Genomic DNA, 25,877 nt, shown 5'->3' on the forward strand with positions numbered 1-25,877 from the left:
TATGCCAACATCACTCGTCAGAAGGAAGCGTGGACCCGTGCAGCAAGCGATAGCCATTCTGGACTCCGGCGTCGGGGGCCTAACTGTGGCCAAGGAAGTCATGAGGCAGCTTCCGCAGGAGAAAGTCGTTTACTTCGGAGATACAGCCCGTACCCCGTATGGTCCCAGGCCGGCCGATGAAGTGCGGCTTTTCACCCGCCAAATCGTGGAATACTTACTGCAATTCAAGCCGAAAATGATCATCATCGCCTGCAACACCGCAACCGCCGTATCGCTGGAGGAGCTCCGTGCAAGATTCGATATTCCGATCGTAGGCGTCATCGTTCCCGGTGCGCGGGCTGCGATCAAGTCGACACGCACCGGCGTCATCGGCGTGATCGGCACCGAAGGGACGATTCGCAGCGGCGCCTATGAGCAAGCGCTGCGGCGCATTTCGCCAGGCCTCCAAGTACACTCTCTGGCCTGCCCGACCCTAGCGCCTTTCGTAGAACGCGGCTTGTTTCGCGCAGACGAAGCGGAGACGGTGGTCCGGGAAGCGTTGGAGCCGATCATGAACGTGCCGATGGATTGCCTGATACTCGGATGTACGCATTACCCTTTCCTTGCCGATGCGATCGGTCAGGTGATGGGTCCGAGCGTCAAGCTGATTTCCTCGGCCGACGAAACGGCGCGTGAAGTCAGCACTGTCTTGTATCATCGCGGCCTGCTGGCGGAGACCGGCATTCTCCCGATGCATCAGTTTTTTTGCAGCGGCGACCCGAAGATATTCCAGCAAATCGCCAAGTCGTGGCTTGCCGAGCAAATTTCCATTACTCCGGTCGTTTGGCAAGTGCCGAACATCGTTTGACGCCGCGGCCGATGTGCGCCGATAACCCCTCCCGCAGCAATGCGGCAGGGGTTATTTGCGTCGGCGGGCGAATACACTGTAGCGACGGCTAGCCACACGATAACGAGGGAGCGATGGCGATGGAAGGACGCATAGTGGAGCCGACGGCGGCTTACGATTACGGAAGGCTCGTACGGGACATCGAGCTGCTGGAGGATTCATTCCAAGATTTGCAGACGGAGACGATCGGAACAAGCGTGATGGGCAAAATGCTCCCGTCCCTCGCGATCGGCTCCGGTCCGAGGCACGTCCATGTCAACGCGGCGTTTCATGCCAATGAGTGGATTACTTCGCTTGCGCTAATGACCGTGCTTGAAGAACTGCTTCATGCCGCCCGGCAGCAAGCTGCATTCGCAGGAGCAGACGCCCGGGGGCTGCTTATGGCGAATACACTTCGTGCCGTGCCGATGGTAAATCCCGACGGCGTCGATCTTGTGCTGCACGGCGCAAGTGCGGGCCATCCCTTCCGAAACGAGCTGCTCATCTGGAACGGCGGCACGACCGATTTCTCGGGCTGGAAGGCCAACATCCGCGGCGTCGATTTGAACGATCAATTTCCCGCGTATTGGGAAGAGGAGCGCGACCGCCGCGTCATCGCATGTCCAGGCCCGCGGGACTATACCGGCGAAGCGCCGCTGACGGAGCCCGAGGCGCAGGCGATGGCTGCGTACACGCGGCATTACGATTTTGACGTTGTCGCGGCTTTGCATACGCAGGGCCAAGAAATATACTGGAACTACCGCGGTTATGAGCCTGAAGAATCGGAGCCGTTCGCGGAGCGGCTTGCCGCGGCGAGCGGCTATACCGCCGTCAAGCTGACGGGCAGCGATGCCGGCTATAAGGACTGGTTCATTCAACAGTTCCGCCGTCCCGGCTTCACCATTGAGCTTGGGTTCGGCGTCAATCCGCTGCCCGTAACGCAGCTGCCGCGTCTGATTGCCGATACACGGTCCATCCTTCTCGAGCTGCTTCGGTAAAAAATGTCTCGCGTCCTTGCACCTTTAGGCGGCCGCCCACCATATACTGCTTGCAGAAGCAGCGTATTACGGAGGAGGAACGAGCGATGGCGGGAGCGAGCAAAGGCGGCAAGGGCGGCAAAAATGCCAAAACCAAGAAGGATGCAGGACATTCCAGGCCTCAATATGCGATGCGGGTCGTGGACTCGGCGACATGTGCGGTGTGCAAATCGCAATGCGAGCGGGGCCTTCGCTATTTGGCCAAGATGGCGGAACCTGGTGCTGTGGGCAAAGGAGTGCCGTGCATTCTGACGCGTAAGCTGATTAATTAATAACATGCAACTAGCCATTCTCTGCGCTGACGCGCGGGAGGGGCTGGTTTTTTTTATATTCGCATTAGCCTCGATTATGGAGCTTTCTGAATCATCAACGTTCCATCCGCCTCGGATCTAGGTCGCTCCTGCGGGGGATCGCAGCGAAGGACAGCGCTTCTCTCCTGTCGACCGGCACCCTTGGATAGGGGCGACGTTCCTTTCCCGGCTTCTTAGTGTTCGAGGCACCCAATCTTCGCCCGCCCCTTCGGGTTGCGCAGAGCGCCGAATGGCTGTGAACGAAGTTCCTCTCAAGAGGTATGTTGACGAAACAGCAGGATTTTGCCGGGGGAATGTCGAAATGAGGAGCACGCTGAACCGATTTCATCGTCAGATTATCCGATAGGTTGGCGGTCCATACTACGGATACTTTGATATGAGCCTGGGAAGGAGTCGATGAACAATGGCGAGATGGAGCCGCTGGTTGTCGCTGCGACGCTGGAAATCGGTGATCGGCCGAGTATATCGGATTTTGCGTTCGAATCAGGTCCCGCTGCGTACGAAATTGCTGTTCGTCATCCCCGTTGCCTTGTATTGGGTGCTTCCGGATGCGATGCCGGGACTGCCCTTGGATGATGTTGCGGTGGCGGCGCTGCTGACTGGCTGGTTCGCTTCCTATATGGAACGCAAATATCCGCACCTGTAACTTCAGAAGGATCGGAGCACGACGATGGAATTCACAAAGTTCGAGAACCGCAAAATTTATGAAAAAATCGCCACTCACATCGAAAGCCAAATCTTATCGGGTGTTCTGAAGCCGGGGGACAAGCTGCCGTCCACGAAGGAGCTGTCCGAGAGCTTCCAGGTCGGCCGGTCGACGATCCGCGAGGCGCTCAGTGCGCTGAAGGCTAAAGGGCTGCTTGAAATTCATCAAGGAGAAGGCAGCTATGTCAGGCTTGTTGAACCGGACGATGTCAAGCTGCCGAATTTGGAGTCGCTTTTGCTTGGCAGGCAAGCGGTGCTGGAACTGCTGGAGGCGCGAAAAGCATTGGAGACGGCTAATGCCGGTATCGCTGCACTGAAACGTAACGACGCCGATCTGGAGGCGTTTAGGCGAGTGCTGGAGGCGATGGAAGCGGGGCTGGGAGACGAAGAGGCCGGAGAGAGGGCCGATGTAGAGTTTCACCGCGTGCTCGCTGCGGCGACGCATAATTCGATTATGGTTAGGCTGCTGGAGACGATTTCCGGCCAAATGGAGCTGGCGATCCGGGAGACGAGAAGACTGCAAATGTACGCCAGCTTGGAGGAGTCCAGGCAGCTCTGGAAGGAGCATGCGGCGATCTATGAAGCGGTGCGCGACGGCGATGCGGCGGCGGCCCAGCAGGCGATGCAAGACCACCTGCTCCATGTGGAGAAGGTGCTGACGGCTTATTTGGCGTAGATATTTTTGCGCATTTTTGCAGAATAGGCCTTTTTTTATTCAACTCATCCGATAACCTGATAATATGATGAATTTTGATCAAATGGATAGAGTGCGGGCGATTTTCCAGCAGGCTGCTGCCGGTGATCGGTTATCGGCCAATACACCGCAAAAGCGATATAGTTGGGCTGAACAGATCCCAGCTGTATCGCCTGCACTTACGTAGGTGTGTGAACGTCAGCTCATTAGATAAGGAATAAAGGATTTTGACACCGCTATTTTGCTCTGGATTGGAAGTCTTGCCGGAATAGTGGATCGTGGGGGCGTTATTTTTAAGCTTATTGGCGAAAATTGCCTTGTTATCATAAATCAGCGATCGATAACGCCTCGAAAGTCCGCTAAGTTTGGATAAAGGGTATGAACCCCCCAAATAGAGCCGTAAAAGTCCGCTAACATCAACCTAGCATCCAGACCGAGCCCGTCAGCACCCCGACCGAACGTCCACGCCGAGTATGTCCAGCAAGCACTCCCGCCAGCATCCGGCAGAACGCTCCCATCGAGCATCTCCACCAAGCACCTCCTTAGCGTCCCCACCAAGCACCGCCGCCGCAATCCCACCGAACGTTACCACCGAGCATCTCCACCAACCGCCTTCGCCAGCATCCCCATCAAGCGTCCCGGCAGGCCTTCCCACCAAGCTCTCCCACCAAGCCTTCCCGCCAAGTCCCCCATAACTATCCCACCAACACCTTACCAAGCCCAAATTTCACTCCCCCGCCACCACACCCGCCCACACCAATAGGCAACCGCCCGCGTACATTGTTACCAACAAGTCTTTGCTACCAAAGGCGACCATGCATTCATGAGGTGAGGAACATGTTCGACGGTTGGGAACGGATGAAGCATTGGCTGCAGTCGGGCGATCAATTTTTTCAGCAGATGCAGGCGCTGTGGCACAACGGTCCGCGGGCCGAGGTGTACGAGACCGAGGACAAAGTGAAAGTCGTCATCGAGGCGCCGGGACTCATGACGGCGGCGGGCAAGCATCAATGGGCGGTGCGCGTCGTCGAACAAAGCTTGATGCTGCGCGGGAAGCTGCACATGCAGCAATCGGTGCGCAGCGACTACGGACGAACGTACAGCGAACGGCATGATGAACATTTTACGAAAATCATTCCGCTGCCCGCGCCTGTAGAAAACAAACCGAGCCTGATCCGTTACGATGACGGGCTGGTCACGATCGTACTCAAGAAGCGGAAAGACGTGACGATAGACGAATGGCACCCGATCGATTTAAACCGCAGAAAATAACCCGAAGCTCCCCCGGACTGGACCGACTACGCCGACGGGGGAGTCTTTTATTGCTTGTCAAGTGAAACTTTTTTGAATCGAACGTCGTATAAAGCATAAGTCAATTTGTCATGGAGGTGACCGATCCAGCCGATGCTCACACTGTACTGGATATGCCTTATTACCGGCGTTCTGCTCGCGGTGGCGGCGCTGCTGATGGGCGAGGTGCTCAGCCACGCCTTCGGTACGGCGTTCCAAGGAGCAGGAGATGCGCATGCTTTTCCGTTCCTGCAGCCGGTCGCCATCGTCAGCGGTGTTACCGCTTTCGGCGCTTGCGGCTTGCTGCTGACCCGTTATACTGGTCTGGCGCCCGTAACCGCCCTAATTTTATCCGCCATTGGAGCGATCGGTTTGACGTTGGCGATCGCGTTCCTGTACGTCAGACCGATGCAGCGCGGGGAGAACTCGACCGGCTTCTCCGAGCAGGACCTTGCCGGCACGATCGGCGAGATCACGATTCCGGTCCCCGGAAGCGGGTATGGAGAGATTATGGTCAAGGTCGGCGCCTCCTTCACGAACCAGATCGCGGCGTCCTTCGACGGAGTGCCGATTCCCGCCGGCTCCAGAGCCGTCGTCGTAAGTGTGCGCGATCGCGTGCTGTACGTGTCTCCGCTCGGAGACGAACTCAACTCATAAGGAGAGAGGCGAAGTTATGGATTCCACTATACTGATCATTCCGGGTATTGTCGTTGCGGTGTTCGTTATTCTGGGATTGGCGTTCTGGGCGAGGTATAAGACGGTGTCGCCGGATGAAGCGATGATTGTGACCGGCTCGTTCCTCGGCAGCCGCAACGTCTCCGAGGACGAAACCGGCCGCAAGATCAAAATTATCCGCGGCGGCGGCGCGTTTATTTTACCGGTATTCCAGCAGGCGCAGTTCTTATCCTTGTTATCTCATAAGCTGGACGTGACGACACCTGAGGTTTATACCGAACAAGGGGTGCCCGTCATCACCGATGCGGTAGCGATTATCAAAATCGGCGGTTCCGTCGAAGACGTCGCCACGGCCGCGGAGCAGTTCCTCGGCAAGCCGATCGAAGCGCTGAAGGGTGAAGCGCAGGAAGTGCTGGAAGGCCATCTGCGAGCCATTCTCGGCTCGATGACCGTGGAAGAGGTGTACCGCAACCGCGACAAGTTCGCCCAGGAAGTGCAGGGAGTAGCGGCCCGCGACCTGAAGAAAATGGGGCTGCAGATCGTCTCCTTCACGATCAAGGATGTGCGCGACAAGCACGGTTATTTGGAGGCGCTCGGCAAGCCGCGCATCGCCGCCGTGAAGCGGGACGCCGATATCGCTGAAGCGGAAGCGGTACGGGACTCACGCATTCAGAAGGCAAGAGCGGAAGAGGAAGGACAGAAGGCCGAGCTGCTGCGCGATACGAACATTGCCGAAGCGTCGAAGGAAAAAGAGCTGAAGGTCGCCTCGTTCAAGAAGGAACAGGACCTTGCCAAAGCGGAAGCCGACCAGGCTTATTCAATCCAGGAGGCGCGCTCCAAGCAGAGCGTCGTCGAGGAGCAAATGAAGATCGAGCTCGTGCGCAAGGAGCGGGAAATCGATCTGGAGGCGAAGGAAATCATCCGCCGCGAGAAGCAGTACGACGCGGAAGTGAAGAAGAAGGCGGACGCCGACAAATATGCCGTCGAGCAGGCGGCGGAAGCGGACAAAACGCGCAAGCTGCTTGAGGCTGACGCGCTTCGCTACCGGATTGAAGCCGAAGCGAAAGGGCAGGCGGAGCAGAAGCGCTTGGAAGGTCTTGCGATCGCCGAAGCCGAGAAGGCGAAAGGTACGGCGGAGGCGGAGGTTGTCCGGCTGCGCGGTCTCGCCGAGGCGGAAGCGAAGCAGAAGCTGGCCGAGGCGTTCGAGAAGTTCGGCGAGGCGGCGGTTCTCGACATTATCGTCAAGATGCTGCCGGAGCTGGCCGGACGCATCGCCGAGCCGATCCGGGCGATCGACAAGCTGACCGTCGTCGATACCGGCAACGGCGAAGGCGCCGCCCGCGTGTCCAACTACGTGACGCAGCTAATGGCGACGGCTCCGGAGATGCTGAAGGACGTGTCGGGGATCGACGTGAACCAGCTGATGCGAAACTTAACGAATAAGTCCGGGCGTTAAGAGAAGCCGGATCCCGCCAGCATCGCAATAACGTTAACGATAAGAGCCCGGTCCGCGGCAGTAGCGCGTGTTCCGGGCTCTCGGTTCATGCTCCCGTCTCAGCCTTTAGGCGGGATGGAGCATTTATTTTCGATGAAGGAAATTTGGTTGATCAGCCGGTTGTACTGCTCCTGCTCCTCCAGAGTCGGCTGACGGCCCTGCGAGGAGGCCTGCATCTCACGCAGCTCTTCCTTAAGAGCATGCAGATCGGCCCCGGCGTTCGAGCAATCGTAGCTGCTTTCCAAGTTGTCGATCATTTCGGGAACGCTCCTTTATTTGGAGTTGCCTTTGTCGGTGTTGCCGCTCTTGTCGGACGTGCGGGTCGTCGTGTTTTGATTGGCATGTCCTTGCTGTTTGTCAGCCATTGCCGAATTCCCCCCTTATCGTCAGAAAATGCAGGAACGATATTACCCGACTAGTGTGCGATTACGTAAGGCCGCCTATGCAAGCTCTTAAGGGGTAAATTCGGTATTCCGCATGGGAGGCGAAGAAGTGTTCAAGCGATACAAGCTGATTCCGGTTTTGCTGATCCTGCTGGTTATCTGCATGCCGGTCTGGCAATGGGGAAACGTGCGGGCCGATCCGAACGCAATGGACCTTCGGACATCACTAAGCATTATAGGCTTTCTCGGCACCGTCTTTTTCTCTTCAGCAGCATTGCTGTTAGCGGGATTAGCATGGATGATCAAGAGAAACTCGGCCCGCCCATAAAAATAAGACCCGTTCCATCCGCGCCAAGCGGGGGAAGGGTCTTCTTCTTGTGCAATCGACGCCGGTTAGTTGCCGGACGCAGTCAACATTTTGTTCTCGATAGAGCGCTTAATTTTCTTGATGGCTTGGGTTTCCAACTGGTGGTTGAGCACGAATTTGCTGCCGGCCAGCGCCAGCGCTTCCTTCAGCGTGAGTTCGACCGTAATGGGCTCTTCTCCATGGGCAATTTCCAGTTTCTCACTCATGTCTTATCACCCTCCATCTTGATAAAACCTTGGCAATGCTTACTTTTAATATAACACACCATGTCAGGTTAATCAAGTGGAACTGGAAAATGAAAGCGCCTAATTTTTCGTCGCACTAGCCCCTTGGAGGGGCTATTTTTGTTCGTATTCTCCGACTGGAAGCCGGATCCAGCGCTGCAAGTGTCCTTGATCGAGAAGCGCCTTGATCGTAATGATCAAGATCGGTGCAAGGAACAATCCGGCTACGCCGAATAGGGAGAGCGAGATAATAATGAACGACAGCATCGTGAATGCGGATACGCCGAGCGAGTCGCCTGTAATCTTAGGCTCCGATATTTGCCGTACGACCATGGTAATTACCAGTAACACGGTAAGCGCGATAGCGAGCTTCGTGTTGCCGACGATGAGCAAGTACAAAATCCATGGAATGAATAACACAGGCACGCCGAGCAGCGGCAAAATATCGAAGATGGCGGACAGCACGGCGAGAGTAAACGCATTGCTGACGCCGAGTACGAGCAATCCGATGAAGATAAGGAAGAACGTAATCGAAATGAGCTTCAGCTGCGCTTTCAAATAAGTGACGATTCCCTTGATCACATTTTCACGCAAAAACTGAAAAACCGCCTTGAACGTGCTCGGTGTCCGCTCTTCGGCAAGTCTTTTCCACGTATCGATCTCGATGCTTAAGAAATAAGCCAAAATAATGCCGATGACAAAATTGACGACAAAGGTAGAAACGGAAGTCAGCAGCCCGACTAACGTTGTCAGGAAGTTCTTGGCGATCGTTGTCAAATAGGCGACCAGTCTGCCCGCATATTCTTTGATGTTGTTGACGACTTCCTCCGGCAGCGCTTGATACCGCTCGTTGATTTCTTCGGCGCGCAGCGCAATCTGTTCTTGAAGCAGTATCGTATAATCGCCGAACTTCGCGGATATGGCGATCGTCTGCGATACCATAAGGACGCCGGCTCCCGTTAAGGCGCTGAGAATGACGAGAACGAATATGAGCGTGGAGATCGCCGAGGCAATCGACTTCTTGATGCCGCGGCGATTCATGAAGCGGGCGAACGGTTCGATGATCAGATAGATGACGAACGCCAGGAAGATCGGCGTCGCGATCCGATACAAATAGCTGAACAGCAGCATGAAAATATAAACGGTGAACAGCAGGATCGCAATATCGAATGCGGTGCGCCAATATTTGCGCCAAAACAAAATCATGTTCGAAGAACACCTCGGATTGTTAGGAGATAGGGTCTTGCTCCGTAAGAATGAGCGGACCGTCCGCCGTAATCGCAATGGTGTGTTCGTATTGGGCGGATAAGGAGCCGTCGATCGTCCGCGCCGTCCAGCCGTCGGCATCGACCTTCGTATGGTAAGCGCCGACGTTGAGCATAGGCTCGATCGTAATGGTCATGCCTTCCTTGAGGCGAGGACCGCGTCCCGGAGGGCCATAATGCGGCACCTGCGGCTCTTCGTGAATGCTGCGCCCGAGCCCGTGGCCGATAAAGTCGCGTACGACGGAGAACCCCTGCGATTCCGCATAGGTCTGGATCGCATGGGAAATGTCGCCGATCCGGTTGCCGATGACGGCTTTCTCAATGCCGCGGTACATCGATTCTTTGGTCACCTTCAGCAGCTTGTCGGCCACCGGAGAGACGTTCCCGACCGCATAAGACCATGCCGAGTCGGCCAGCCAGCCATCGAGGTTCACGACCATATCGATCGTAACGATGTCGCCGTCCTTCAGCTCGTAAGGCCCCGGGAAGCCGTGGCAGATAACGTCGTTGACCGAGGCGCAAGTGGCGTATTGATAGCCCTTATAGCCCTTCTGCTCGGGAGTGGCGCCGTGCTCGGCCAAGTACCGGTCAACGAATTGATCGATATACGCCGTCGTGACGCCGGGTTTAATCAGCTTGCGGATTTCTTTATGGCAGGAGGCCAGAAGCCGGCCGGCCTTGTGCATTTTTTCAATTTCATCTTTTGTTTTTAATGTGATCATGCTGTGAATTCACCTGTTCCTTTCTGCTTCCATACATTCATGTCCATTTGGCAGCCCAAAGTTTCATTTCTTTCAAAATTTGATGCAAGTCCTCGCCCTTAGGCGTAAGCGAGTACTCGACCGTGACGGGCACGGTAGGGTAAGCGGTGCGTTCGATGACTCCCTGCTCCTCGAGATGGCGAAGCGTATCCGTGAGCGACTTCGGATTGATGCCTCCGACTTTGCGCTGCAGCTCGCCGAATCGTTTCTTGCCGCCGAACAGCTCGCGCAGCACAAGAAACGACCATTTGCCGCCGATGACATCCAGGGTTTTCTCAATGTTGCAGTCGATGACGGTCGGCTGACGCGGCACATAGCTGTTCGGAATCGGGCCTGCCGGCGGCTCCTTCTTCAATGCGACCATGGGGAACACTCCTTTCCGCTTGAATTGGCAAGTTACTTACCATAAGGTAAGCAGCTTTGCGATTTGCTATTACATAAAGATTGAAACGCTACTTTCCATAGTAAAGAAATGCAAGCGAAATAGCAACTATGCCAAAGCAAATGGGGGCTACTCGTAAAATTTCATATGATGCTTGTCCGCCCGGTAATAGTCCAGTCGGTCCTGCAGCGAGCCGGTATGCAGCTCAAATTTGTGCCCGTCGGGGTCGGTGAAGTAAATGGAGGCTTTATCGCGGTCATCCCGCGGACGTCCGCCGAGAACGTTCACGCCGTGCTCCCGCAGCCGCCGCTCCCAGGCGGGCAGATCGGCTTCCGCAACCGTAAACGCCATATGGGTGTACGACAAGGCGATCTCGCTGCGCGGAATGTTCGCTTCTACATTCAGCGCAAGCCACAGTCCGTTCAGATCGAAATAAGCGAGCGACCGGCCTTCGACCAGCAGCTTGGCGCCCAGAACGTCCCGGTAGAAGACGATGGAGCGCTGCAAATCGGATACGGAAAAGAGCAGATGGTTGATCGGACCTAATTGAAGCGTCATGGTACGGGTCTCCTTATCGTCGTTTGTATTTTTTGTCACCTTATGTAGTATCCTATACGGCAGAGCCTCTGGACATGTTGCTTTCGCTGCCCTAATTCTTTACAATAGATAAAAGCAATATTGATGTACAATAACGTGAGATACAGGAGAGGTCCGCATGAAGGTCAAAATCAGCCGTAGCGCGGCAAAAGTACTGCAAGAGGAACTGAACAAAGAAGAGAACGCAGGCCTGAAGGTGCGCGTTCAAGTCAGCCATCGCCACGGCGATCACGCCCACTATGCGCTTGGATTGGACGAGGCTGCCGACAACGATGTTGTCGTTACTACGGACAAAGGAATCGACGTGCTGCTGGAGAAGAACGAGCCGCTGCTTGACGGGGTACGGATCGATTATTTTTACCTGCCGGAAGAAGGCTTCCTGATTACGAATCCGAGCAAAGGCAATCTCGGAGATCACTAATGGCTAACGACATTCGGGTCTGCGACAAGTGCAAGCATATGCGGATGAAGACGACGCTTTCCAAACTGCAGAAGCTTGCGCCGGACGCCGATATTAAGGTGGGCTGCAAGTCGTATTGCGGCCCTTGCTCTCGTTTCGCATTTATTTTCATCAACGGCAGGTATGTCACCGGCAAGACCGAGGACGAAGCCATCGAGAAGGCGGCAAAATATATCAAATAAAACGACGGAGCGCTTGCGATAAGCGTCTCCGTCGTTTTTTTTAACCGTATTCGATCTTCACGGCTAGGCTGCATTAATATCGCGAGCGAATTTCCTGTCGCATAAAGAAGTATATCGACGGCGCATATGCGCACCGACGACGATCCTCATGATGCTGGGTTTAACGTCTCCCTGCGCTGCGAATGCCGTTCCTGCAGGCCCGGGAGGGAGTGCGGTCAATAAGGCGGCCGTTACGGCAATTAAGGCTGCAAGTCTACGCTTGGTTAACAACATGGACAATGGCAGCAATCGGCTTAATGCAGCCGATGAGAGCGCTTAGCATATGAAGCACGGATGATCGGAGGCTAGCCGCCGCAGACGGCCGCGCCGATCCGGGACGTTCCGTTCCACGACGATCCGCCGGTGCGGTCTTCGGCTCTACAGAGCAGGTATACTTGGCCGTCCTTTGCGATAGCGGTGGGATTGAACACGTCTTTCGCTTCCCAAATATCTCCTTGCGGTACCAGTACCGGATTTTTACGGCATTTGCGGAACGGGCCTATAGGGAAAGTGACAGGATAGTCAGGGAAGTCGATTTCGTTCATTGAGCCCTTCTCCTCCGAACGTACGGGCATAGATCGCTTCGGTAAGCAAATACGACAAAGTCGATTCGGCTCCGCAATTGTCATTGCGTCCGCTAGCCGTCAAGCCGTCGCAGCAGCTGCCATCCTTCGGATCCGCGAGAGAAGCGCCCGCGTCATTCCGGCCGTGGAACCAGTCGCGGCATGCGGCAATCAAGGCCAGGTGCTCCTGACGTTCTTTGACGGCATATGCCTGTTCGGCGGCAAGAGCCAGCTTCATGACATCCAGCGGCTGCTGGTCCCAAATCGCCCGGTCATCTGGCGTACACCAGCCGCGATTGCCAATCGGGCGAATCCAGCCCTGCGGGCTCGGAGCCGTCATCCGTTCGGCCAAGAAGTCCAGCAGCGCCAGGCCTGTCTCCAAGCTGCGTGTATTCCCGGTCGTCGCGAACGCTTGCAGGAGGGACCAGGGGAGTACGCCGTTGCCGTAAGTCATGACCGGCTCCAGCCAGTTCCAATCCGGGCGGGCATTCTCCTCAAATAACTGAAGGAGCCTTGACTCGAGCTCCGCCATATACGCGGTACAGCGGCAGCGGATTTGCTCCCGGAGCGAGGCGGAAATGCCGGGTAATCGTCCTTGCCGTTCGCTGCGGATGAGCAGGGAGCAGGCGGACAGAGCGTACGCCCATCCCCTTGCCGCGGTTATCGATTCGATATGGGGAAGTCCGCGCAGCAGCAGCTGTTCGGCCGCCAGACTCAATCCCGCATGGCTGCAGGCGCAGGCTGCTGCCCACAGGGCGCGCCCGAGGCAATCGTCCGAAGCTTGCTCCGGTTCGGGAGTGCGGTCATAATAAAAATTGTTATGGAAGCTCCCGTCCTCTTCCTGCGCCCAGAGCAAGAACGCGGCATACGTTTCCGTCAGCCTTAGCAGCCGCATTCTGGATGCAGCTGCAGAAGGGTCGTTTCCGATGATCTCCAGCCAAGCAAGACAGGCCCATAAAGCGCGTGCGTTGTCGTCCGTCGTGTATCCCTCGCGGCGTCTTGGTATTCGCCCCAAAGCGTGCTCGAGCAGCCCCGTTCCGTCTGTAAGGCGCTCCAGGTGAAGAAAATTCGGATATTCCACGTTACGAGACATCGCGCTTCTCCCTGGTACCCGCAGCTGCGCGTACGGCTGCGCCGGCTTGCAGCCTGCCGCCTGCTACCCGATCGAACAGCTCGGCGTGCAGCTTGCCGATCTGAGGCCACGACATCGATCGGCCGATATGAGCGATACGCTCTTCCCATCGCTGCAACTCGGCAGAGTCCGAGAGCAGCGCTTGAATCCGCTCTCCCCATGCGGCTGCATCTCCGGCCGGAATCAGCAGCCCGGAATCGCCGCCGAGAAGATCTTGCGCATAACTGTAAGGTGTACTAAGCACGGGCCTGCCGAGGCCGACGGCATAGGCCAGCGTACCGCTCGTAATTTGCTGCATGCCGGGATACGGCGTCAGGTACAGGTCGCATGCGGTCAAGTAAACCGTCAGCTCCTGTTCGCCGACATATTTGTCGATCATCAAGACGTGCCGCTCCAGGCCGGTTTCACGGATGAGGCGCTGCAGCTCCTCGCGATAAGCTTCGCCTTCCTGTTTGCGCACTTCCGGGTGGGTTTGGCCGACGATGGCATATAGTACATTTGGAACCTTGTCCGCCACGGCGGGAAGCGCACGAATCACTGTTTCGAGGCCTTTCCCCCGGCTGAGCAGCCCGAACGTCATCAATACCTTGCGATCCGACCAGCCAAGCTTGTCGCGGTACCGGGAGCGCTCCTCCGGACGGGCTGCAGGAGCTCCGTGCGGAATGAAGACGATCTTGGATTTCGGGATGAGGTAAGCTTCCTGCAAATAGCCGATCGCCTTCCGGTTCATGACGATGATGCGTTCACTGCAGCGGGCGATCTGCTGCTGAATAGACCGGTACGGCTCCTGCGGCTGTTCGAATACCGTATGGAACGTCGTAACGAGAGGCTTCTTCAGCCCTTGCGCCAGCTCAAGAACGTAAGCGCCGGCCTCGCCGCCGAAGATGCCGAATTCATGCTGAAGAGAAACGACGGAGACGTCGCTTCGATTGATTGTTTCGGCCATTCTGCGGTAAGCCTCCGGCTGGTGCTTCGGGAGCAGCCAGTACGCCGAATCCTCCGGGCCTTCCGTCAGGCGTTCTTCGGCGCTCATCACTACGACAGGGTCGATGCCTTGTCGGCTGCGGGCCTCTCTGACGCTTTGGCGCAAATGATGCGTGTACGTAGCGAGGCCGCATTTTTGCGGAACATACGTGCTGATATAAGCAATTCGACTCATTGTGCAACCCCTCCCGGCAGTACATTCATAACCGCTTCATGCAGCAAATGTCCGGCGCCGAGCTCCAGACCGGAGCCAAAGATGCAGTGATTCAGCTGCGCTTCCCGATGTACTTTGCAGCGATCCCACAATATACTTTCCGAACACCGGACTTGGGCGCCGATCTCGCAGTCGTCGCCAATGACGGTGTACGGACCGATAACACTGCGGTCACCAATGCGCACGCGGTCGCCAATAAGCACCGGCGGCACGAATAAGACGCCGGAGCCGACGTCGGTATGCTCGCCTACCCATATCCCTTGTCCACGCTCCTTTTCTTTTAATGTCAGTGCGATTTTCCTGTCCAGCAGGTCCCGGTGAAGCTTGCGGTAACGATCCGTCGTTCCCATATCGAGCCAGTAGCCGCCGAGAAGGAATCCGAAGACGCCGCCGTGGCTCTCGATCAGCTGCGGAAACGTTTCTCTTTCAATCGAAACTTCCTGTTGGGCGGGAATAGAGGCGAGCGCCTTTTTCTCCATTACGTACAATCCCGCATTAATGCGCCTCGACGGAGCTTCGTGAAGCGAGGGCTTCTCGACGAAGCGGATAATCCTCCCCCGCTCGTCCTGCTCGACAACGCCGTAATGCGAAGGATGATCCACCTCCGTAAGCCCGATCGTAACGAGTGCGCCGGACTGTTCGTGATAATCCAGAAGCGGAACGATCGGAGAACGCAATATAATATCGGCATTCAGCACCAGAAACCGGTCGCCGAGAAGGGGCTCGGCGTTCTTGATCGCGCCGGCGGTGCCGAGCCGGGTTTGTTCTACTGCATATTGAATGCTAACGCCCCAGCGACTTCCGTCTCCGAAATAATGCCGAATAACGTCTTGAGAATGATGAACCGCCATGACGAAGTCCCGAATACCTTCTTGCTTCAAATGCAGCAGCACATGCTCCAGCCAAGGACGGTTTCCTACAAGCGCCATCGGCTTCGGCAAGCCCTCGGTAAGCGGTCGCAGCCGCGTCCCCATTCCACCAGCCAACAACAATGCTTTCATTTGCATCCCTCCACAAAAAAATATTGGAAATAAAAAAGGGAAGCCGCCGATCATAGTGGAACGCCCGGTAAGGTCATGGTTAACATGATCGAACTAGAGGTTTCAGGTATGATGAAAGCTTCCCGTTTATAACCGCATCTCGCGTAAGGAGCAATTTGGCACTCGTCGTTACCGTTTGCTAATAAAAATCATAATCAATACCGCTTTTGTTGCTCAAGCCCGATTTTGGGCCCTTTTCTTTCATTATCACAAAGAAAATGGGCATTTATTTCGAATTTAGCCGGTTTACTCACGCGCTATCTGCAAGACGCTTGTTGATTCTCGGCAATAATTGGCTATATTAGTAAATGGATTGGCACTCAAGATAACAGAGTGCTAACAACTTCAGCGGCAAGGAGGAAGTTTATCATGTTGAAGCCTTTAGGCGATCGCGTGGTCATTGAACCGCAGCAACAGGAAGAAACGACCGCCGGCGGCATTGTCATCCCGGATAAGGCAAAGGAGAAGCCGGTGCGCGGTACCGTTATCGCGGTAGGGCGCGGCCGTATGGAGAACGGTCAGGCCGTTGCTCCCGAAGTGAAGGTCGGCGATGTCGTGATGTACAACAAGTATTCGGGAACGGAAATCAAGCAGGATGGCAAGACGTATCTGGTCATGCGCGAATCCGATATTTTAGCGGTGCTGGTACCGTCTGCAGAGAAGGAGCTGGTTGCCAATGGCTAAGCAATTGCTGTTTAACGAAGATTCCCGGCGGGCGATGCTGCGCGGTGTCGATACTTTAGCGAATGCGGTGAAGGTTACCCTTGGTCCGAAAGGACGCAATGTTGTTTTGGAGAAAAAATTCGGCTCTCCGCTCATTACGAACGACGGCGTTACGATCGCCAAGGAAATCGAGCTGGAAGATCCGTTTGAGAATATGGGCGCCAAGCTGGTCAAAGAAGTGGCGACCAAGACGAACGATGTCGCGGGCGACGGTACGACGACGGCAACCGTGCTTGCCCAAGCGTTAATTCGTGAGGGCTTGAAAAATATTACTTCAGGCGCCGATCCGATGGCCATGCGTAAAGGGATCGGCAAAGCTGTCAGCGTCGCCGTCGAGGAAATTCGCAAAATCGCCAAAACGATCGAGCAGAAGCACGAGATCGCTCAGGTAGCGGCAATCTCCGCAGCTGACGAAGAAGTCGGTCTCTTGATCGCCGAAGCGATGGAGAAGGTCGGCAAGGACGGGGTTATTACCGTTGAGGAATCGAAAGGGTTCTTGACAGAGCTCGAAACCGTGGAAGGGATGCAGTTCGACCGCGGCTACATCTCGCCTTATATGAGTACGGATTCGGATAAGCTGGAAGCGGTGCTGGAAGATCCGTACATCCTGATTACGGAAAAGAAGATTTCCAGTATTCAAGATCTGCTGCCTGTTCTGGAGCAGGTGCTCAAAACCGGCAAGCCGCTGCTGATCATAGCCGAGGACGTGGAAGGCGAGGCGCTCGCCACTCTCGTTGTGAATAGGCTGCGCGGAACGCTTAAGGTGGCTGCCGTGAAAGCTCCGGGCTTCGGCGATCGCCGCAAAGCGATGCTGCAGGATATCGCCGTTCTGACCGGCGCGCAGGTGATCAGCGAAGAGCTCGGACTGGATCTGAAGAAGGCGCAGCTGGAGCAGCTCGGCCGCGCCCGTCAAGTGAAAGTGACGAAGGAAGCGACGACCATTGTCGACGGCGCCGGAGCGAAGCAGGATATCGGCGCACGCGTACAGCAAATCAAACGGCAAATCGAGGAAACGACGTCCGACTTCGATCGGGAGAAGCTGCAGGAGCGCCTTGCCAAGCTCGGCGGCGGCGTTGCCGTTATTAAAGTCGGAGCCGCTACCGAGACGGAGCTGAAAGAGAAGAAGCTGCGGATCGAGGATGCGTTAAACGCGACTCGCGCAGCGGTCGAAGAAGGGATCGTCGCCGGTGGCGGCGTCGCTCTCGTCAGTGTAACAAAGGCAGTAGGAGACATTCGTACCGACAATGTCGATGAAGCGACCGGCGTGAACATTGTCCTGTGCGCTCTGGAAGCTCCGCTGCGGGCCATTGCCGCCAATGCCGGAATCGACGGCTCCGTCGTCGTTGAACGAATCAAGAACGAGCCGGCCGGGGTCGGTTATAACGCCGCTACCGGCGAATGGGTCAACATGATCGAAGCGGGCATCGTCGACCCCGCGAAGGTCACTCGCTCCGCCCTGCAAAATGCGGCTTCCGTTGCGGCAACGTTCCTGACGACTGAATGCGTCATCAGCGACAAGCCGGAACCGAAGAAGTCCGGCAGTGCCCCCGCACCCGATATGGATATGTAACCAAAGTTATATTACCGCTATGTGCCGGCCCGAGATGGGCCGGCTTTTTTTATTTATCCGCTGAGTAGCGGATATCGAACTTTATCGGCATTCCGTATGATATCCCGGCAGGATCGTGGTATGCTTGGAGTAAGTCAAATATTACGCATGTTGACAGGAGGCTCCGCTATGGAAGCAATGCTGATCGTCTTGATCGTTATGGTTGCTGTTATCATTGCCTTTAATGCCGCCAACCGGAAGAATAGCGCTTCTCCGGCTTCCCGCCGTCCTGTGCGGCGTCCCGAGTTCGTTCCTTACGACCGCTCGAAGCTGCCGCCCCGGCTTGGCTTGCTTCACGGGGTGCCGCTCGCGGACACGGAGAACCGCCTGCTGCAGGCATTCGACGATGCATTCGGCAATCGGGTCGTGGAGCGGATGCTGGACCGTTATCCCCGGATGAGTGTCGATGAGGCGGAGTGCCGGCTGTTTGAGCTGAAGCGATATTTTCTGATGGGCGCATTGCTTAGAAGCACGCCGATGTTCTCCGACGAAGTGGACGACGTGTGGCATGAGATGCTGATGTTTACCCGCGAGTATGAACGATTCGGCCAGTCGTTTGTCGGTGCGACGATCCATCATGCCCCGCATGCCGGGAAGACGGAAATGCCGGGGGAGAGAGCGTGGTTCGATTGGCTCTATGCCCATCTGTTCGAAGCGACGCCGTATAGTTCGCGGCTGTGGCACGGGTTTTGCCGATACCCGATGGACCGCGGCCAGCTGAAGCTGCTGGCGGAAGGGGATCCTGCCGAGCTGCGCCAGAAGTATTTCCACGCGGAGCGGGCAGATGCGTATCCCGATATCGGTATGACGATCGAGCGGCTGATCCGTCAGGCGAAGGAGGAGCTTCGTTATGCGGGTGAGCAAACTCATTTTGAGAGAGAGCAGGCTGTTCCGGATTATGTAAGCGGGGCGCTGCTCGGCGTCAGCGCGGCGATGCTGTTCTATTCGATGTCGGACAGCGGCAGCTTCGAGCAGGGAATGGAGCAGGTGCTCACGCCGGAAGAAGAAGAGCAGCTTCGGAAGAACGAAGATACGTCATCCGGATGCAGTTACTCGTCGTGCTCATACGGCTCCTCCGATGATCAGGGCGGGCGGGACAACGACGGCGGACGGGGCGGGGACGGAGGCTATGACAGTGGCGACAGTGGCGGCAGCGGTGGCAGCGATCATGGTGACGGCGGTTCAAGCTCCTGCTCATCCTCGTCCGGATCTTCTTGCGGTTCAAGCTGCGGAGGCGGAGGAGATTGAAAATAGTTCCATATACCTATTAAATTTATAGAAAAATAAGATGGAAGTATGATAACATTTCAAATGTGCATCGTTTATCTTAGACATAGCAGAGAATACACCATTTGACACAATTCGATGATTCTCGAAAGGGCAAACCAAGCGAAAGCTTGGGACGCAAAGCTACAGGGGCTTCCGCGGAATTTGCGCCATGCCAGCCAGCTGCCGAAGGAACGGGTCTTTAGAACCTTTCCTGTCGGAACAGGCAAGGTTCTTTTTGTATGGTTATTTACAACTTTAGAGAACGGGGGGATCGTTCGCGTATGGATCAAAAGATTCGCATGGACGGGTCCGAGAAGGAGCCGAAGCTGGTCATAGACGGCGAACAGTATTTGCTGCACGACCGCTGCTGGGACATCGAAATCGTGACCGGAAAGCTGTTCAGCATTTTGACGTTTTATTGGAAAGGCGAAGTGAAGCTGTCGATTCGCTACGAGCAGAAGAGCGAATCGCTGTGGACGAAGCTGGAGGCGTTCCTGCTGAGCGCTTACGATTATTTACGGTCGGCGTCCGCGACGTTGTCGAATCGTTACGCTGTGTAATAGGAAATATGGCGGAAGCCGGCAGCCCGATATTCGGGAAGCCGGCTTTTTCGACATGGAAATTTTGTCGTTGTCAGACGGCTTGGGGGCGACTTATAATAGAGTGAGAGAGTTTATACATAGGTCTTTGGAACTATTAGGAGGAAAACCATGAGATTAATTACTAGATCTGACTTCGATGGTCTTGTATGTGCAATGCTGTTCAAGAAGCTGGGGATGATCGACGATATGAAATTCGTCCACCCGAAAGATATGCAGGACGGTCTGATCGAAGTGACGTCGAACGACATTCTTGCCAACGTGCCTTACGTTCCGGGCTGCGGCTTATGGTTCGACCATCACGCCAGCGAGCTTACCCGCGTCGGCGAGAAAGTGCAATTCGAAGGAGAAACGCGCATTGCCCCGAGCGCGGCGCGTGTCGTATACGACTACTACGGCGGCCGGGACAAGTTCGGAGCGGAGCTGGACGATATTATGGCCGGCGTGGACAAGGCCGACTCCGCACAATTTACCCGCGAAGATATATTAAATCCGAAGGGCTGGGATTTGCTCTCGTTTATTATGGATGCGAGGACGGGACTCGGCCGTTACCGCGACTACCGGATCAGCAACTATCAGCTGATGGAGGATCTGGTCGATCACTGCGCCAAGCTGACCTCCGAGGAAGTGCTTGCGCTGCCGGACGTGGCAGAGCGCGTGAAGCGTTACTTCGAGCTGGACAAGGAGTACCGCGACATGCTGCTGAAGCATACGCGGACAGACGGCAATGTGATCGTTACCGATCTGCGTGACGTCGATCCGATTTTCCCGGGCAACCGGTTCATGGTATACGCGCTGTTCCCCGAGCAGAACATCTCGATCTGGGTCGTGGATGGACGGGCGAAGCAAAATTGCGTGTTCGCCTGCGGCCACAGCATCCTGAACAAGACGTCGAAGACGAACATCGGCGAGCTGATGCTGAAGAACGGCGGCGGCGGCCATCATGCGGCGGGTACGTGCCAGGTGCCTTACGAGCAAGCAGAAGAGACGCTCCAGTCGCTGATCGGGTCGATGAAGCGGGACGGGTAGCAATTATCTAAGTATTGGTGAGCCTGTGGGTGCACGGAAACGGTGCATGTACAGGCTTTTTTTGTGTATAGCCAGGAAATTAAAGATCAACCTTTCTGTGGATGGGCATCTTTGCCACGAAAGGGGCGGCAGGGACGGTTTGAATTCAAACCAAAATCAGATGAGCTAGCTGTTCGCAATAATCTTGTTGTATGCAGGCAGGTATTTATGGCTGACCGCGTTTCTTGCTAACCATTTTAAGCGAATCCGTCGAATAATCCCGGAAAGGAGCAGGGAGTTCGCAACAAGGACCGAAAGGGCGTTGTTGGAGGCGGAAAGGAGCGGGGAGTTCGCAACAAGGGCCGAAAGGGCGTTGTTGGAGGCGGAAAGGAGCGGGGAGTTCGCAACAAGGACCGAAAGGGCGTTGTTGGAGGCGGAAAGGAGCAGGGAGTCCGCAACAAGGACCGAAAGGGCGTTGTTGGAGGCGGAAAGGAGCGGGGAGTTCGCAACAAGGGCCGAAAGGGCGTTGTTGGAGGCGGAAAGGAGCGGGGAGTTCGCAACAAGGACCGAAAGGGCGTTGTTGGAGGCGGAAAGGAGCGGGAAGTTCGCAACAAGGACCGAAAGGGTGTTGTTGGAGGCGGAAAGGAGCGGGGAGTTCGCAACAAGGACCGAAAGGGCGTTGTTGGAGGCGGAGAGAAGCGGGGAGTTCGGGGGGCGTCACCTCGTATGCCAAGGCGGAATTGGAAGTGACGAGTTTCCAATAGCGGCCTGAAGCCAAACAACCGGCAGCCCTGACACGACGGTGCGCACCGTAGGCTGCCGGTTGTGCGCCGGGTTACTTCCGCGGCGGCAACGGGCCGAAAAATTGATGAAAGTGCGTTTCGATGCGGCCGTTGAACAGCTTCCGGTTTTTGTCCGAGCGGCGGCCCATATAATGCTCCAATTGGCGCGCCGGCGAGATGACGAAGGCCGACCACGTCGGCAGCCGGTCGTAGAGGCGCCCGAGCTCGCGCAGGGCGTGCTCGGCCTCGCTCTGATCGCCAAGCCGTTCCCCGTAGGGCGGGTTGGTGATCAGAGCGCCGTAATCGCCGCGCGGCTGCGCTGCGGCGATATCGCTGACGCGGAAGCGCAGCTCCCGCGCGAGCCCCGCCGCCTTGGCGGCGGCTTCGGCGACGTCCACCGCGGCGCGGTCGACGTCGCTGCCGGCGATGTCCAGCGGAACATCGTCGCGAACCGCGTCATACGCCTCCTCGCGGGCCTGGTCCCACAGCTCCTCGGGGAGCCTGTCCCACGCCTCGGAGGCGAACGTGCGCCGCAGACCCGGCGCGATATTCCAGCCGATCAGCGCCGCTTCAATCGGGATCGTGCCGGATCCGCAGAACGGATCGTACAGCGGCCGGTGCGGCTGCCAGCGCGACAGCTGCACAAGCGCGGCTGCCAGCGTCTCCTTGAGCGGCGCTTCGGTTACGAGCTTGCGGTAGCCGCGCTTATGCAGGCTCAGACCGGTTGTGTCCAGCGTCAGCGTAGCGATATCGTTCAGCAGGGACACTTCGATCGTATAGCGCGGCCCCGTCTCGGCGAACCAATCGCCGCCGCCGTAATGACGCTTCATGCTGTCGACGACCGCCTTCTTGACGATGCCTTGGCAGGCCGGCACGCTCGACAGCTGCGATTTGTGGGAGCGCCCCTCTACCGGGAACGCCGCATCCTCGGGGATCCATTCATGCCAGGCAAACGCCTTCGTTCCTTCAAACAGTTCATCGAAGGTGACGGCCCGGAACTGCCCCATTCGAATCAAGACCCGATCCGCCGTGCGCAGCCACAAATTCGTGCGGGCAATCGCCAGCTCGTCGCCCCGGAATACCACTTTACCGTTCTCGACCGTCTGGTCGGTATAGCCAAGCTCCTTTAATTCACGCGCCACCAGCGCTTCCAGCCCCATTGCGCAAGCGGCCACCAATTCCAGCTGAGCCAATGAATTCATCCTTCCGTGTGTGCTACAATAAAACTTAGTATAGGCGAAATCCGGTAACGGAACAAGGAGGCCATGTCGAATGGAACAACAATCGTCGCCGCTGCCGACAGCGGAGCAATACGTAGATGACTTGTATGCACAGGATGAGCAGCTGGAGTTCGTGCTGCAATCGATAAGGGACAACGGAATGCCGCAAATTTCGGTAAAACGGGGATACGGACGGCTGCTCACGCTGCTTGTGAAAATGACCCGGGCCGGCAGAGTGCTTGAAATCGGCGCATTAGGCGGGTACAGCGGCATTTGTTTGGCGCGGGGATTGGCGAAGGGCGGAACGCTGATGTCGCTGGAGCTGCGGGAGGAGTATGCCAAGCTGGCACACGAAAACTTGACGAAGGCGGGTTTCGGTAATACGGTGACGTATATGACGGGAGAAGCTCTACCGAACCTGGAGAAGCTGTACGCGCACAATGAGCGGTTTGACTTCTTCTTCATCGACGCGGATAAAGGCAACTACCCGAATTATTTGGAGTGGGCGATCAAGCTGGGAACGCCGGGGGCCATCATCATCGGCGACAATACGCTGCTGCACAACAAGGTGATGGATCCGGCCGAACAGGGCAACAACGTTCGGCGAATGCGCGAATTCAACCGCATGATGGCCGAAGATCCGCGGCTGGAAAGCGTTATGCTGACTGCCTATGACGGGTTGACGATCGCGAGGATCGTCTAAGGTCAGCCGTTATGTGGTCTGGCTGCAGGCGGCGGGGGAGGCGGCGGCGGATCGACGGCCGAAACCGGCTGCTCCGCGATCCGGCGCTGCTGCTCTTCCCGCAGCAGCCGGACGGCTTCACGGTGCTGGAGCGTACTCCAATATACGATCAGAAGCTCGGACAACAGCACGAGCACGACGACTTTTCGCCAATTCAGACGCATAGGCCACCGGCTTTCCAAAGGTTGATCCATCAAGGGCGTGTCGTATGAGCAGGACACAGCCCTATTTTACCATATGCAGTGTGCGGTTTGCTATCGCTAATCGTTGCTATTCCGCTCCGGAAGGCAGCTTTCGCACTAAGGTACGGCGTACCCAGAGCGAATTGAACAGAAGCAGTCCGGAGGCGACCGCAAACAGCCCTTGGATCGGCACGAATGACGATGTCGCCCCTCCGATGACGGGGCCGCTCATGTTGCCGAGGCTGAGTGCGCTGGAATTGAAGCTGTAGGACCGGCTTTCCATGCCGCCGGGGGTATGCTTGCGGATCAGCGCGTTGACGGTCGGCAGCAGACCGCCCATGAAGATGCCGAGCAGGAACCGAGCCGCCAGCAGCTGCCACACCTTCTGCGCCAGCGCTTGCGGAATAAAGGCGGCGGATGCGCCGATCAGCGAGATCATCAGGATCCGTTCGTGGCCGATCCGGTCGGCCAGCCTGCCAAGCAGCGGCGAGGCGATCATGTTGGAGAAGCCGGTTACGGAGCTGACGAGACCCGCGTAGAAGGCGAGATTGCCGCCGGGACCGTGAAGCTTCTCGACGAACAGCGGCATCAGCGGCATCGTGCAGAGCATCGAGAATTGGATGAGGAACGTGACTGCATATAGCGACGGCAGCTGCGGAACTTGACTCAGCTGTTTGAAGCTCTGCACGATGGATATCTTCGGCTTGGCCGACTGCTCGGCTTTATCGAATTTCTCCCTCACCAGCAGCATGGACAGGAAGGAAGCCGTGAACAACAGTGCGCCCGTTACATAGAAAATATTGCGAAACCCGATCGCGTCGGCGAGCAGACCGCCCAGGAACGGCCCCATAATCGTTCCGGCTACGGCGCCCGACTGCAGGGTGCCCATCGCGAAGCCCATCTTCTCCTTCGGGGTGTTGGAGGACATCAGAGCTACTGCAGCGGGGGCGTAGCCGGAGATCGTGCCGTTCAGCATACGCAGCAGCAATAGCTGCCATGGGTGTGTAGCGAAGCCCATCAGCACCATTACGGCGGACATGCCGAAGCCGGAGCGAAGCAGCATCATTTTACGGCCGTACCGGTCGGCGAGATTGCCCCAGATCGGCTGAGCGAGGAACGAGGTGACAAAGTTACCGGCGAATATAAGTCCGGCCCACGTCGCCACTGCATGCTCCTCCGTTATGCCCATCTCGCGGATGTAAAGCGGGAGGAACGGGATGATCATCGTCATTCCGCCGAGTACCATGAATTGTCCGAACCAAAGGACGATAAGGTTGATTTGCCAGCGTGCCATTGTGCGTATCTCCTCCAGTTTGATGTATATTTTTCCCGCATGCGGTTAACCTAGCCAAGGATGAAATTACCAAATTACACGGTGAAGCACCGGGGAGGACGTATTCGCATGCCGTTCGGCGCACATGAAACGATGGAAATCCACGAAATTTTGAACGAGAAAATCAACGCGATCAATCACTTCTCGCTGTACGCGCAAGCTGCACAGTCGCCGGAAGTGCGCGACCTTGTCCGCCGCCACCTCCATGCGTGCATGGAGCATTACGATCAAATCGTCGGCTATACGCATGATTACAGTGCTGCGCAGGGCATGGGCAATCCGCTCGGACAGTTCCCTCAAGTGCAGCCGGAGCAAATCGTGTACGGATTGGACAATCCGGCCCGTGTAGCGCCGCTTGTGCAGAACGGATTGAGCGATCAGCAAATTTTGATGGCGGTGCTGAACTGCCATAAGAACTCGGCAAAGAACGCGATGCATGCGTCGCTGGAGATCGCCGATCCGAACTTGCGTCAAATGATGATCAACAGCTCGGTTGCGGCGAACAATTTCGCCTACGAAGCGTTCCTGCTTATGAACCGGGCGGGCCAGTACCAAGTTCCGACGATGCACGATCACACGGCCAAAACGTATCTCCACACGTATATGCCGTCGCAGCAGCAATAAATTAGTCAGGCTGCAGGAACAAAATAGCCGTCCGACGGTTTCGCGTGCACGTTCGCGATCTGAACTGCACCCCGTCAAGTAGACAGCACAAAAAATAAAGATCTATGAAGCGGCCTTAGCC

32 protein-coding genes and 1 riboswitch are annotated in these 25,877 nt (G+C 56.4%); of the genes, 19 read left to right on the top strand and 13 right to left on the bottom strand.

The features are described from left to right. Nucleotides 1-37 precede the first annotated feature (37 nt). The 8 genes from racE (at nt 38) to floT (ending at nt 7,033) form a co-directional block, all read left to right on the top strand. Nucleotides 38-847 (top strand): glutamate racemase, encoded by an 810-nt coding sequence (gene racE, locus ACFFK0_RS07750; protein WP_377469502.1) that lies wholly within the window; start codon nt 38-40, stop codon nt 845-847. A 119-nt stretch (nt 848-966) separates the two neighbouring features. After that, nucleotides 967-1,863 carry a M14 family metallopeptidase gene (locus ACFFK0_RS07755; RefSeq protein WP_377469503.1) on the top strand — a complete coding sequence of 299 codons (897 nt, stop codon included), beginning with the start codon at nt 967-969 and terminating at the stop codon, nt 1,861-1,863. Nucleotides 1,864-1,949: 86 nt separating this feature from the next. Next, complete coding sequence (locus ACFFK0_RS07760) at nt 1,950-2,174, top strand: hypothetical protein (RefSeq protein WP_377469504.1); 225 nt, start codon at nt 1,950-1,952, stop codon at nt 2,172-2,174. 442 nt (nt 2,175-2,616) lie between these two features. After that, nucleotides 2,617-2,859: a hypothetical protein gene (locus ACFFK0_RS07765; protein WP_377469505.1), complete on the top strand. Its 243-nt coding sequence runs from the start codon at nt 2,617-2,619 to the stop codon at nt 2,857-2,859. Nucleotides 2,860-2,883: 24 nt separating this feature from the next. After that, complete coding sequence (locus ACFFK0_RS07770; RefSeq protein ID WP_377469506.1) at nt 2,884-3,594, top strand: FadR/GntR family transcriptional regulator; 711 nt, start codon at nt 2,884-2,886, stop codon at nt 3,592-3,594. An 855-nt stretch (nt 3,595-4,449) separates the two neighbouring features. Further along, the gene (locus ACFFK0_RS07775) at nt 4,450-4,884 is read left to right on the top strand and encodes an Hsp20/alpha crystallin family protein (protein WP_377469507.1); all 435 of its coding nucleotides are present in this window, start codon (nt 4,450-4,452) and stop codon (nt 4,882-4,884) included. Between the two features lie 132 nt (nt 4,885-5,016). Further along, nucleotides 5,017-5,559, top strand: coding sequence for an NfeD family protein (locus ACFFK0_RS07780; protein ID WP_377469508.1), 543 nt, complete (start codon nt 5,017-5,019; stop codon nt 5,557-5,559). 16 nt (nt 5,560-5,575) lie between these two features. Further along, entirely contained in the window at nt 5,576-7,033 is a 1,458-nt protein-coding gene (gene floT / locus ACFFK0_RS07785) for a flotillin lipid rafts scaffold protein FloT (protein WP_377469509.1), read from the top strand. Nucleotides 7,034-7,131: 98 nt separating this feature from the next. On the opposite strand, the gene ACFFK0_RS07790 is transcribed toward floT, so the two are convergent. Further along, nucleotides 7,132-7,329 (bottom strand): DUF2524 domain-containing protein, encoded by a 198-nt coding sequence (locus ACFFK0_RS07790; protein WP_377469510.1) that lies wholly within the window; start codon nt 7,327-7,329, stop codon nt 7,132-7,134. Between the two features lie 235 nt (nt 7,330-7,564). On the opposite strand from ACFFK0_RS07790, the gene ACFFK0_RS07795 reads away from it, so the two are divergent. Beyond that, on the top strand, nt 7,565-7,783 hold the full coding sequence (locus tag ACFFK0_RS07795) for a hypothetical protein (protein WP_377469511.1): 219 nt from the start codon (nt 7,565-7,567) through the stop codon (nt 7,781-7,783). Between the two features lie 65 nt (nt 7,784-7,848). Here ACFFK0_RS07795 and ACFFK0_RS07800 read toward each other — a convergent pair whose 3' ends face one another. The 5 genes from ACFFK0_RS07800 to fosB all read right to left on the bottom strand — a co-directional run bounded on the left by ACFFK0_RS07800 (nt 7,849) and on the right by fosB (nt 11,012). After that, nucleotides 7,849-8,028 (bottom strand): hypothetical protein, encoded by a 180-nt coding sequence (locus ACFFK0_RS07800; protein WP_377469512.1) that lies wholly within the window; start codon nt 8,026-8,028, stop codon nt 7,849-7,851. A 132-nt stretch (nt 8,029-8,160) separates the two neighbouring features. Continuing rightward, nucleotides 8,161-9,252 (bottom strand): sporulation integral membrane protein YtvI, encoded by a 1,092-nt coding sequence (gene ytvI / locus ACFFK0_RS07805; protein ID WP_377469514.1) that lies wholly within the window; start codon nt 9,250-9,252, stop codon nt 8,161-8,163. Nucleotides 9,253-9,274: 22 nt separating this feature from the next. Continuing rightward, nucleotides 9,275-10,033, bottom strand: coding sequence for a type I methionyl aminopeptidase (gene map, locus ACFFK0_RS07810; protein WP_377469515.1), 759 nt, complete (start codon nt 10,031-10,033; stop codon nt 9,275-9,277). 37 nt (nt 10,034-10,070) lie between these two features. Next, the gene (locus ACFFK0_RS07815) at nt 10,071-10,436 is read right to left on the bottom strand and encodes a winged helix-turn-helix transcriptional regulator (RefSeq protein ID WP_377469516.1); all 366 of its coding nucleotides are present in this window, start codon (nt 10,434-10,436) and stop codon (nt 10,071-10,073) included. Nucleotides 10,437-10,583: 147 nt separating this feature from the next. Beyond that, on the bottom strand, nt 10,584-11,012 hold the full coding sequence (fosB, locus tag ACFFK0_RS07820) for a metallothiol transferase FosB (protein ID WP_377469517.1): 429 nt from the start codon (nt 11,010-11,012) through the stop codon (nt 10,584-10,586). A gap of 157 nt (nt 11,013-11,169) precedes the next feature. Here fosB and ACFFK0_RS07825 point away from each other — a divergent pair, with 157 nt between their 5' ends. Both ACFFK0_RS07825 and ACFFK0_RS07830 read left to right on the top strand, forming a co-directional pair. Further along, the gene (locus ACFFK0_RS07825; RefSeq protein WP_377469518.1) at nt 11,170-11,472 is read left to right on the top strand and encodes an iron-sulfur cluster assembly accessory protein; all 303 of its coding nucleotides are present in this window, start codon (nt 11,170-11,172) and stop codon (nt 11,470-11,472) included. Then, on the top strand, nt 11,472-11,693 hold the full coding sequence (locus ACFFK0_RS07830) for a YuzB family protein (RefSeq protein ID WP_377469519.1): 222 nt from the start codon (nt 11,472-11,474) through the stop codon (nt 11,691-11,693). The genes ACFFK0_RS07825 and ACFFK0_RS07830 overlap by 1 nt, the downstream gene beginning before the upstream one ends. 344 nt (nt 11,694-12,037) lie before the next feature. Here ACFFK0_RS07830 and ACFFK0_RS07835 read toward each other — a convergent pair whose 3' ends face one another. Genes ACFFK0_RS07835 through ACFFK0_RS07850 form a run of 4 tightly spaced genes read right to left on the bottom strand, consistent with a single transcriptional unit; the run spans nt 12,038 to nt 15,626 of the window. After that, entirely contained in the window at nt 12,038-12,277 is a 240-nt protein-coding gene (locus ACFFK0_RS07835; protein ID WP_377469520.1) for a hypothetical protein, read from the bottom strand. Further along, nucleotides 12,255-13,388: a glycosyl transferase gene (locus ACFFK0_RS07840; protein ID WP_377469521.1), complete on the bottom strand. Its 1,134-nt coding sequence runs from the start codon at nt 13,386-13,388 to the stop codon at nt 12,255-12,257. The genes ACFFK0_RS07835 and ACFFK0_RS07840 overlap by 23 nt, the downstream gene beginning before the upstream one ends. Next, complete coding sequence (locus ACFFK0_RS07845) at nt 13,378-14,586, bottom strand: glycosyltransferase family 4 protein (protein WP_377469522.1); 1,209 nt, start codon at nt 14,584-14,586, stop codon at nt 13,378-13,380. The genes ACFFK0_RS07840 and ACFFK0_RS07845 overlap by 11 nt, the downstream gene beginning before the upstream one ends. Further along, nucleotides 14,583-15,626, bottom strand: a complete 1,044-nt coding sequence (locus tag ACFFK0_RS07850; protein WP_377469523.1) for a sugar phosphate nucleotidyltransferase — start codon at nt 15,624-15,626, stop codon at nt 14,583-14,585. Before ACFFK0_RS07850 ends, ACFFK0_RS07845 begins: the two co-directional genes overlap by 4 nt. A 408-nt stretch (nt 15,627-16,034) precedes the next feature. Between ACFFK0_RS07850 and groES the strand changes: the two genes are divergently transcribed. The 6 genes from groES to ACFFK0_RS07880 all read left to right on the top strand — a co-directional run bounded on the left by groES (nt 16,035) and on the right by ACFFK0_RS07880 (nt 21,645). Beyond that, a complete protein-coding gene (groES, locus tag ACFFK0_RS07855) occupies nt 16,035-16,349 on the top strand; it encodes a co-chaperone GroES (RefSeq protein WP_377469524.1) in 315 nt (104 codons plus the stop codon). Then, nucleotides 16,342-17,958 carry a chaperonin GroEL gene (groL, locus tag ACFFK0_RS07860; protein ID WP_377469525.1) on the top strand — a complete coding sequence of 539 codons (1,617 nt, stop codon included), beginning with the start codon at nt 16,342-16,344 and terminating at the stop codon, nt 17,956-17,958. Before groES ends, groL begins: the two co-directional genes overlap by 8 nt. A 168-nt stretch (nt 17,959-18,126) precedes the next feature. Next, nucleotides 18,127-19,245: a UCP032817 domain-containing protein gene (locus ACFFK0_RS07865; protein ID WP_377469526.1), complete on the top strand. Its 1,119-nt coding sequence runs from the start codon at nt 18,127-18,129 to the stop codon at nt 19,243-19,245. Between the two features lie 121 nt (nt 19,246-19,366). Next, nucleotides 19,367-19,454: riboswitch (cyclic di-GMP riboswitch) on the top strand. A gap of 93 nt (nt 19,455-19,547) precedes the next feature. Further along, nucleotides 19,548-19,826 (top strand): hypothetical protein, encoded by a 279-nt coding sequence (locus tag ACFFK0_RS07870; protein WP_377469528.1) that lies wholly within the window; start codon nt 19,548-19,550, stop codon nt 19,824-19,826. Between the two features lie 150 nt (nt 19,827-19,976). Beyond that, complete coding sequence (locus tag ACFFK0_RS07875; RefSeq protein ID WP_377469529.1) at nt 19,977-20,894, top strand: exopolyphosphatase; 918 nt, start codon at nt 19,977-19,979, stop codon at nt 20,892-20,894. A gap of 301 nt (nt 20,895-21,195) precedes the next feature. Beyond that, nucleotides 21,196-21,645: a hypothetical protein gene (locus tag ACFFK0_RS07880; RefSeq protein ID WP_377469530.1), complete on the top strand. Its 450-nt coding sequence runs from the start codon at nt 21,196-21,198 to the stop codon at nt 21,643-21,645. Between the two features lie 63 nt (nt 21,646-21,708). Here ACFFK0_RS07880 and ACFFK0_RS07885 read toward each other — a convergent pair whose 3' ends face one another. Then, nucleotides 21,709-22,857 (bottom strand): THUMP domain-containing class I SAM-dependent RNA methyltransferase, encoded by a 1,149-nt coding sequence (locus tag ACFFK0_RS07885; RefSeq protein ID WP_377469531.1) that lies wholly within the window; start codon nt 22,855-22,857, stop codon nt 21,709-21,711. Nucleotides 22,858-22,927: 70 nt separating this feature from the next. Between ACFFK0_RS07885 and ACFFK0_RS07890 the strand changes: the two genes are divergently transcribed. Then, complete coding sequence (locus ACFFK0_RS07890; RefSeq protein ID WP_377469533.1) at nt 22,928-23,578, top strand: O-methyltransferase; 651 nt, start codon at nt 22,928-22,930, stop codon at nt 23,576-23,578. A 2-nt stretch (nt 23,579-23,580) separates the two neighbouring features. On the opposite strand, the gene ACFFK0_RS07895 is transcribed toward ACFFK0_RS07890, so the two are convergent. Next, the gene (locus ACFFK0_RS07895) at nt 23,581-23,781 is read right to left on the bottom strand and encodes a hypothetical protein (RefSeq protein ID WP_377469534.1); all 201 of its coding nucleotides are present in this window, start codon (nt 23,779-23,781) and stop codon (nt 23,581-23,583) included. Nucleotides 23,782-23,887: 106 nt separating this feature from the next. Next, complete coding sequence (locus ACFFK0_RS07900) at nt 23,888-25,093, bottom strand: MFS transporter (RefSeq protein ID WP_377469535.1); 1,206 nt, start codon at nt 25,091-25,093, stop codon at nt 23,888-23,890. Nucleotides 25,094-25,201: 108 nt separating this feature from the next. Between ACFFK0_RS07900 and ACFFK0_RS07905 the strand changes: the two genes are divergently transcribed. Continuing rightward, nucleotides 25,202-25,756, top strand: a complete 555-nt coding sequence (locus tag ACFFK0_RS07905) for a spore coat protein (protein ID WP_377469536.1) — start codon at nt 25,202-25,204, stop codon at nt 25,754-25,756. Nucleotides 25,757-25,877: the final 121 nt, after the last annotated feature.

Origin of the sequence: Paenibacillus chartarius, from assembly GCF_042432825.1 — a bacterium.
Lineage (GTDB): Bacteria > Bacillota > Bacilli > Paenibacillales > NBRC-103111 > Gordoniibacillus > Gordoniibacillus chartarius.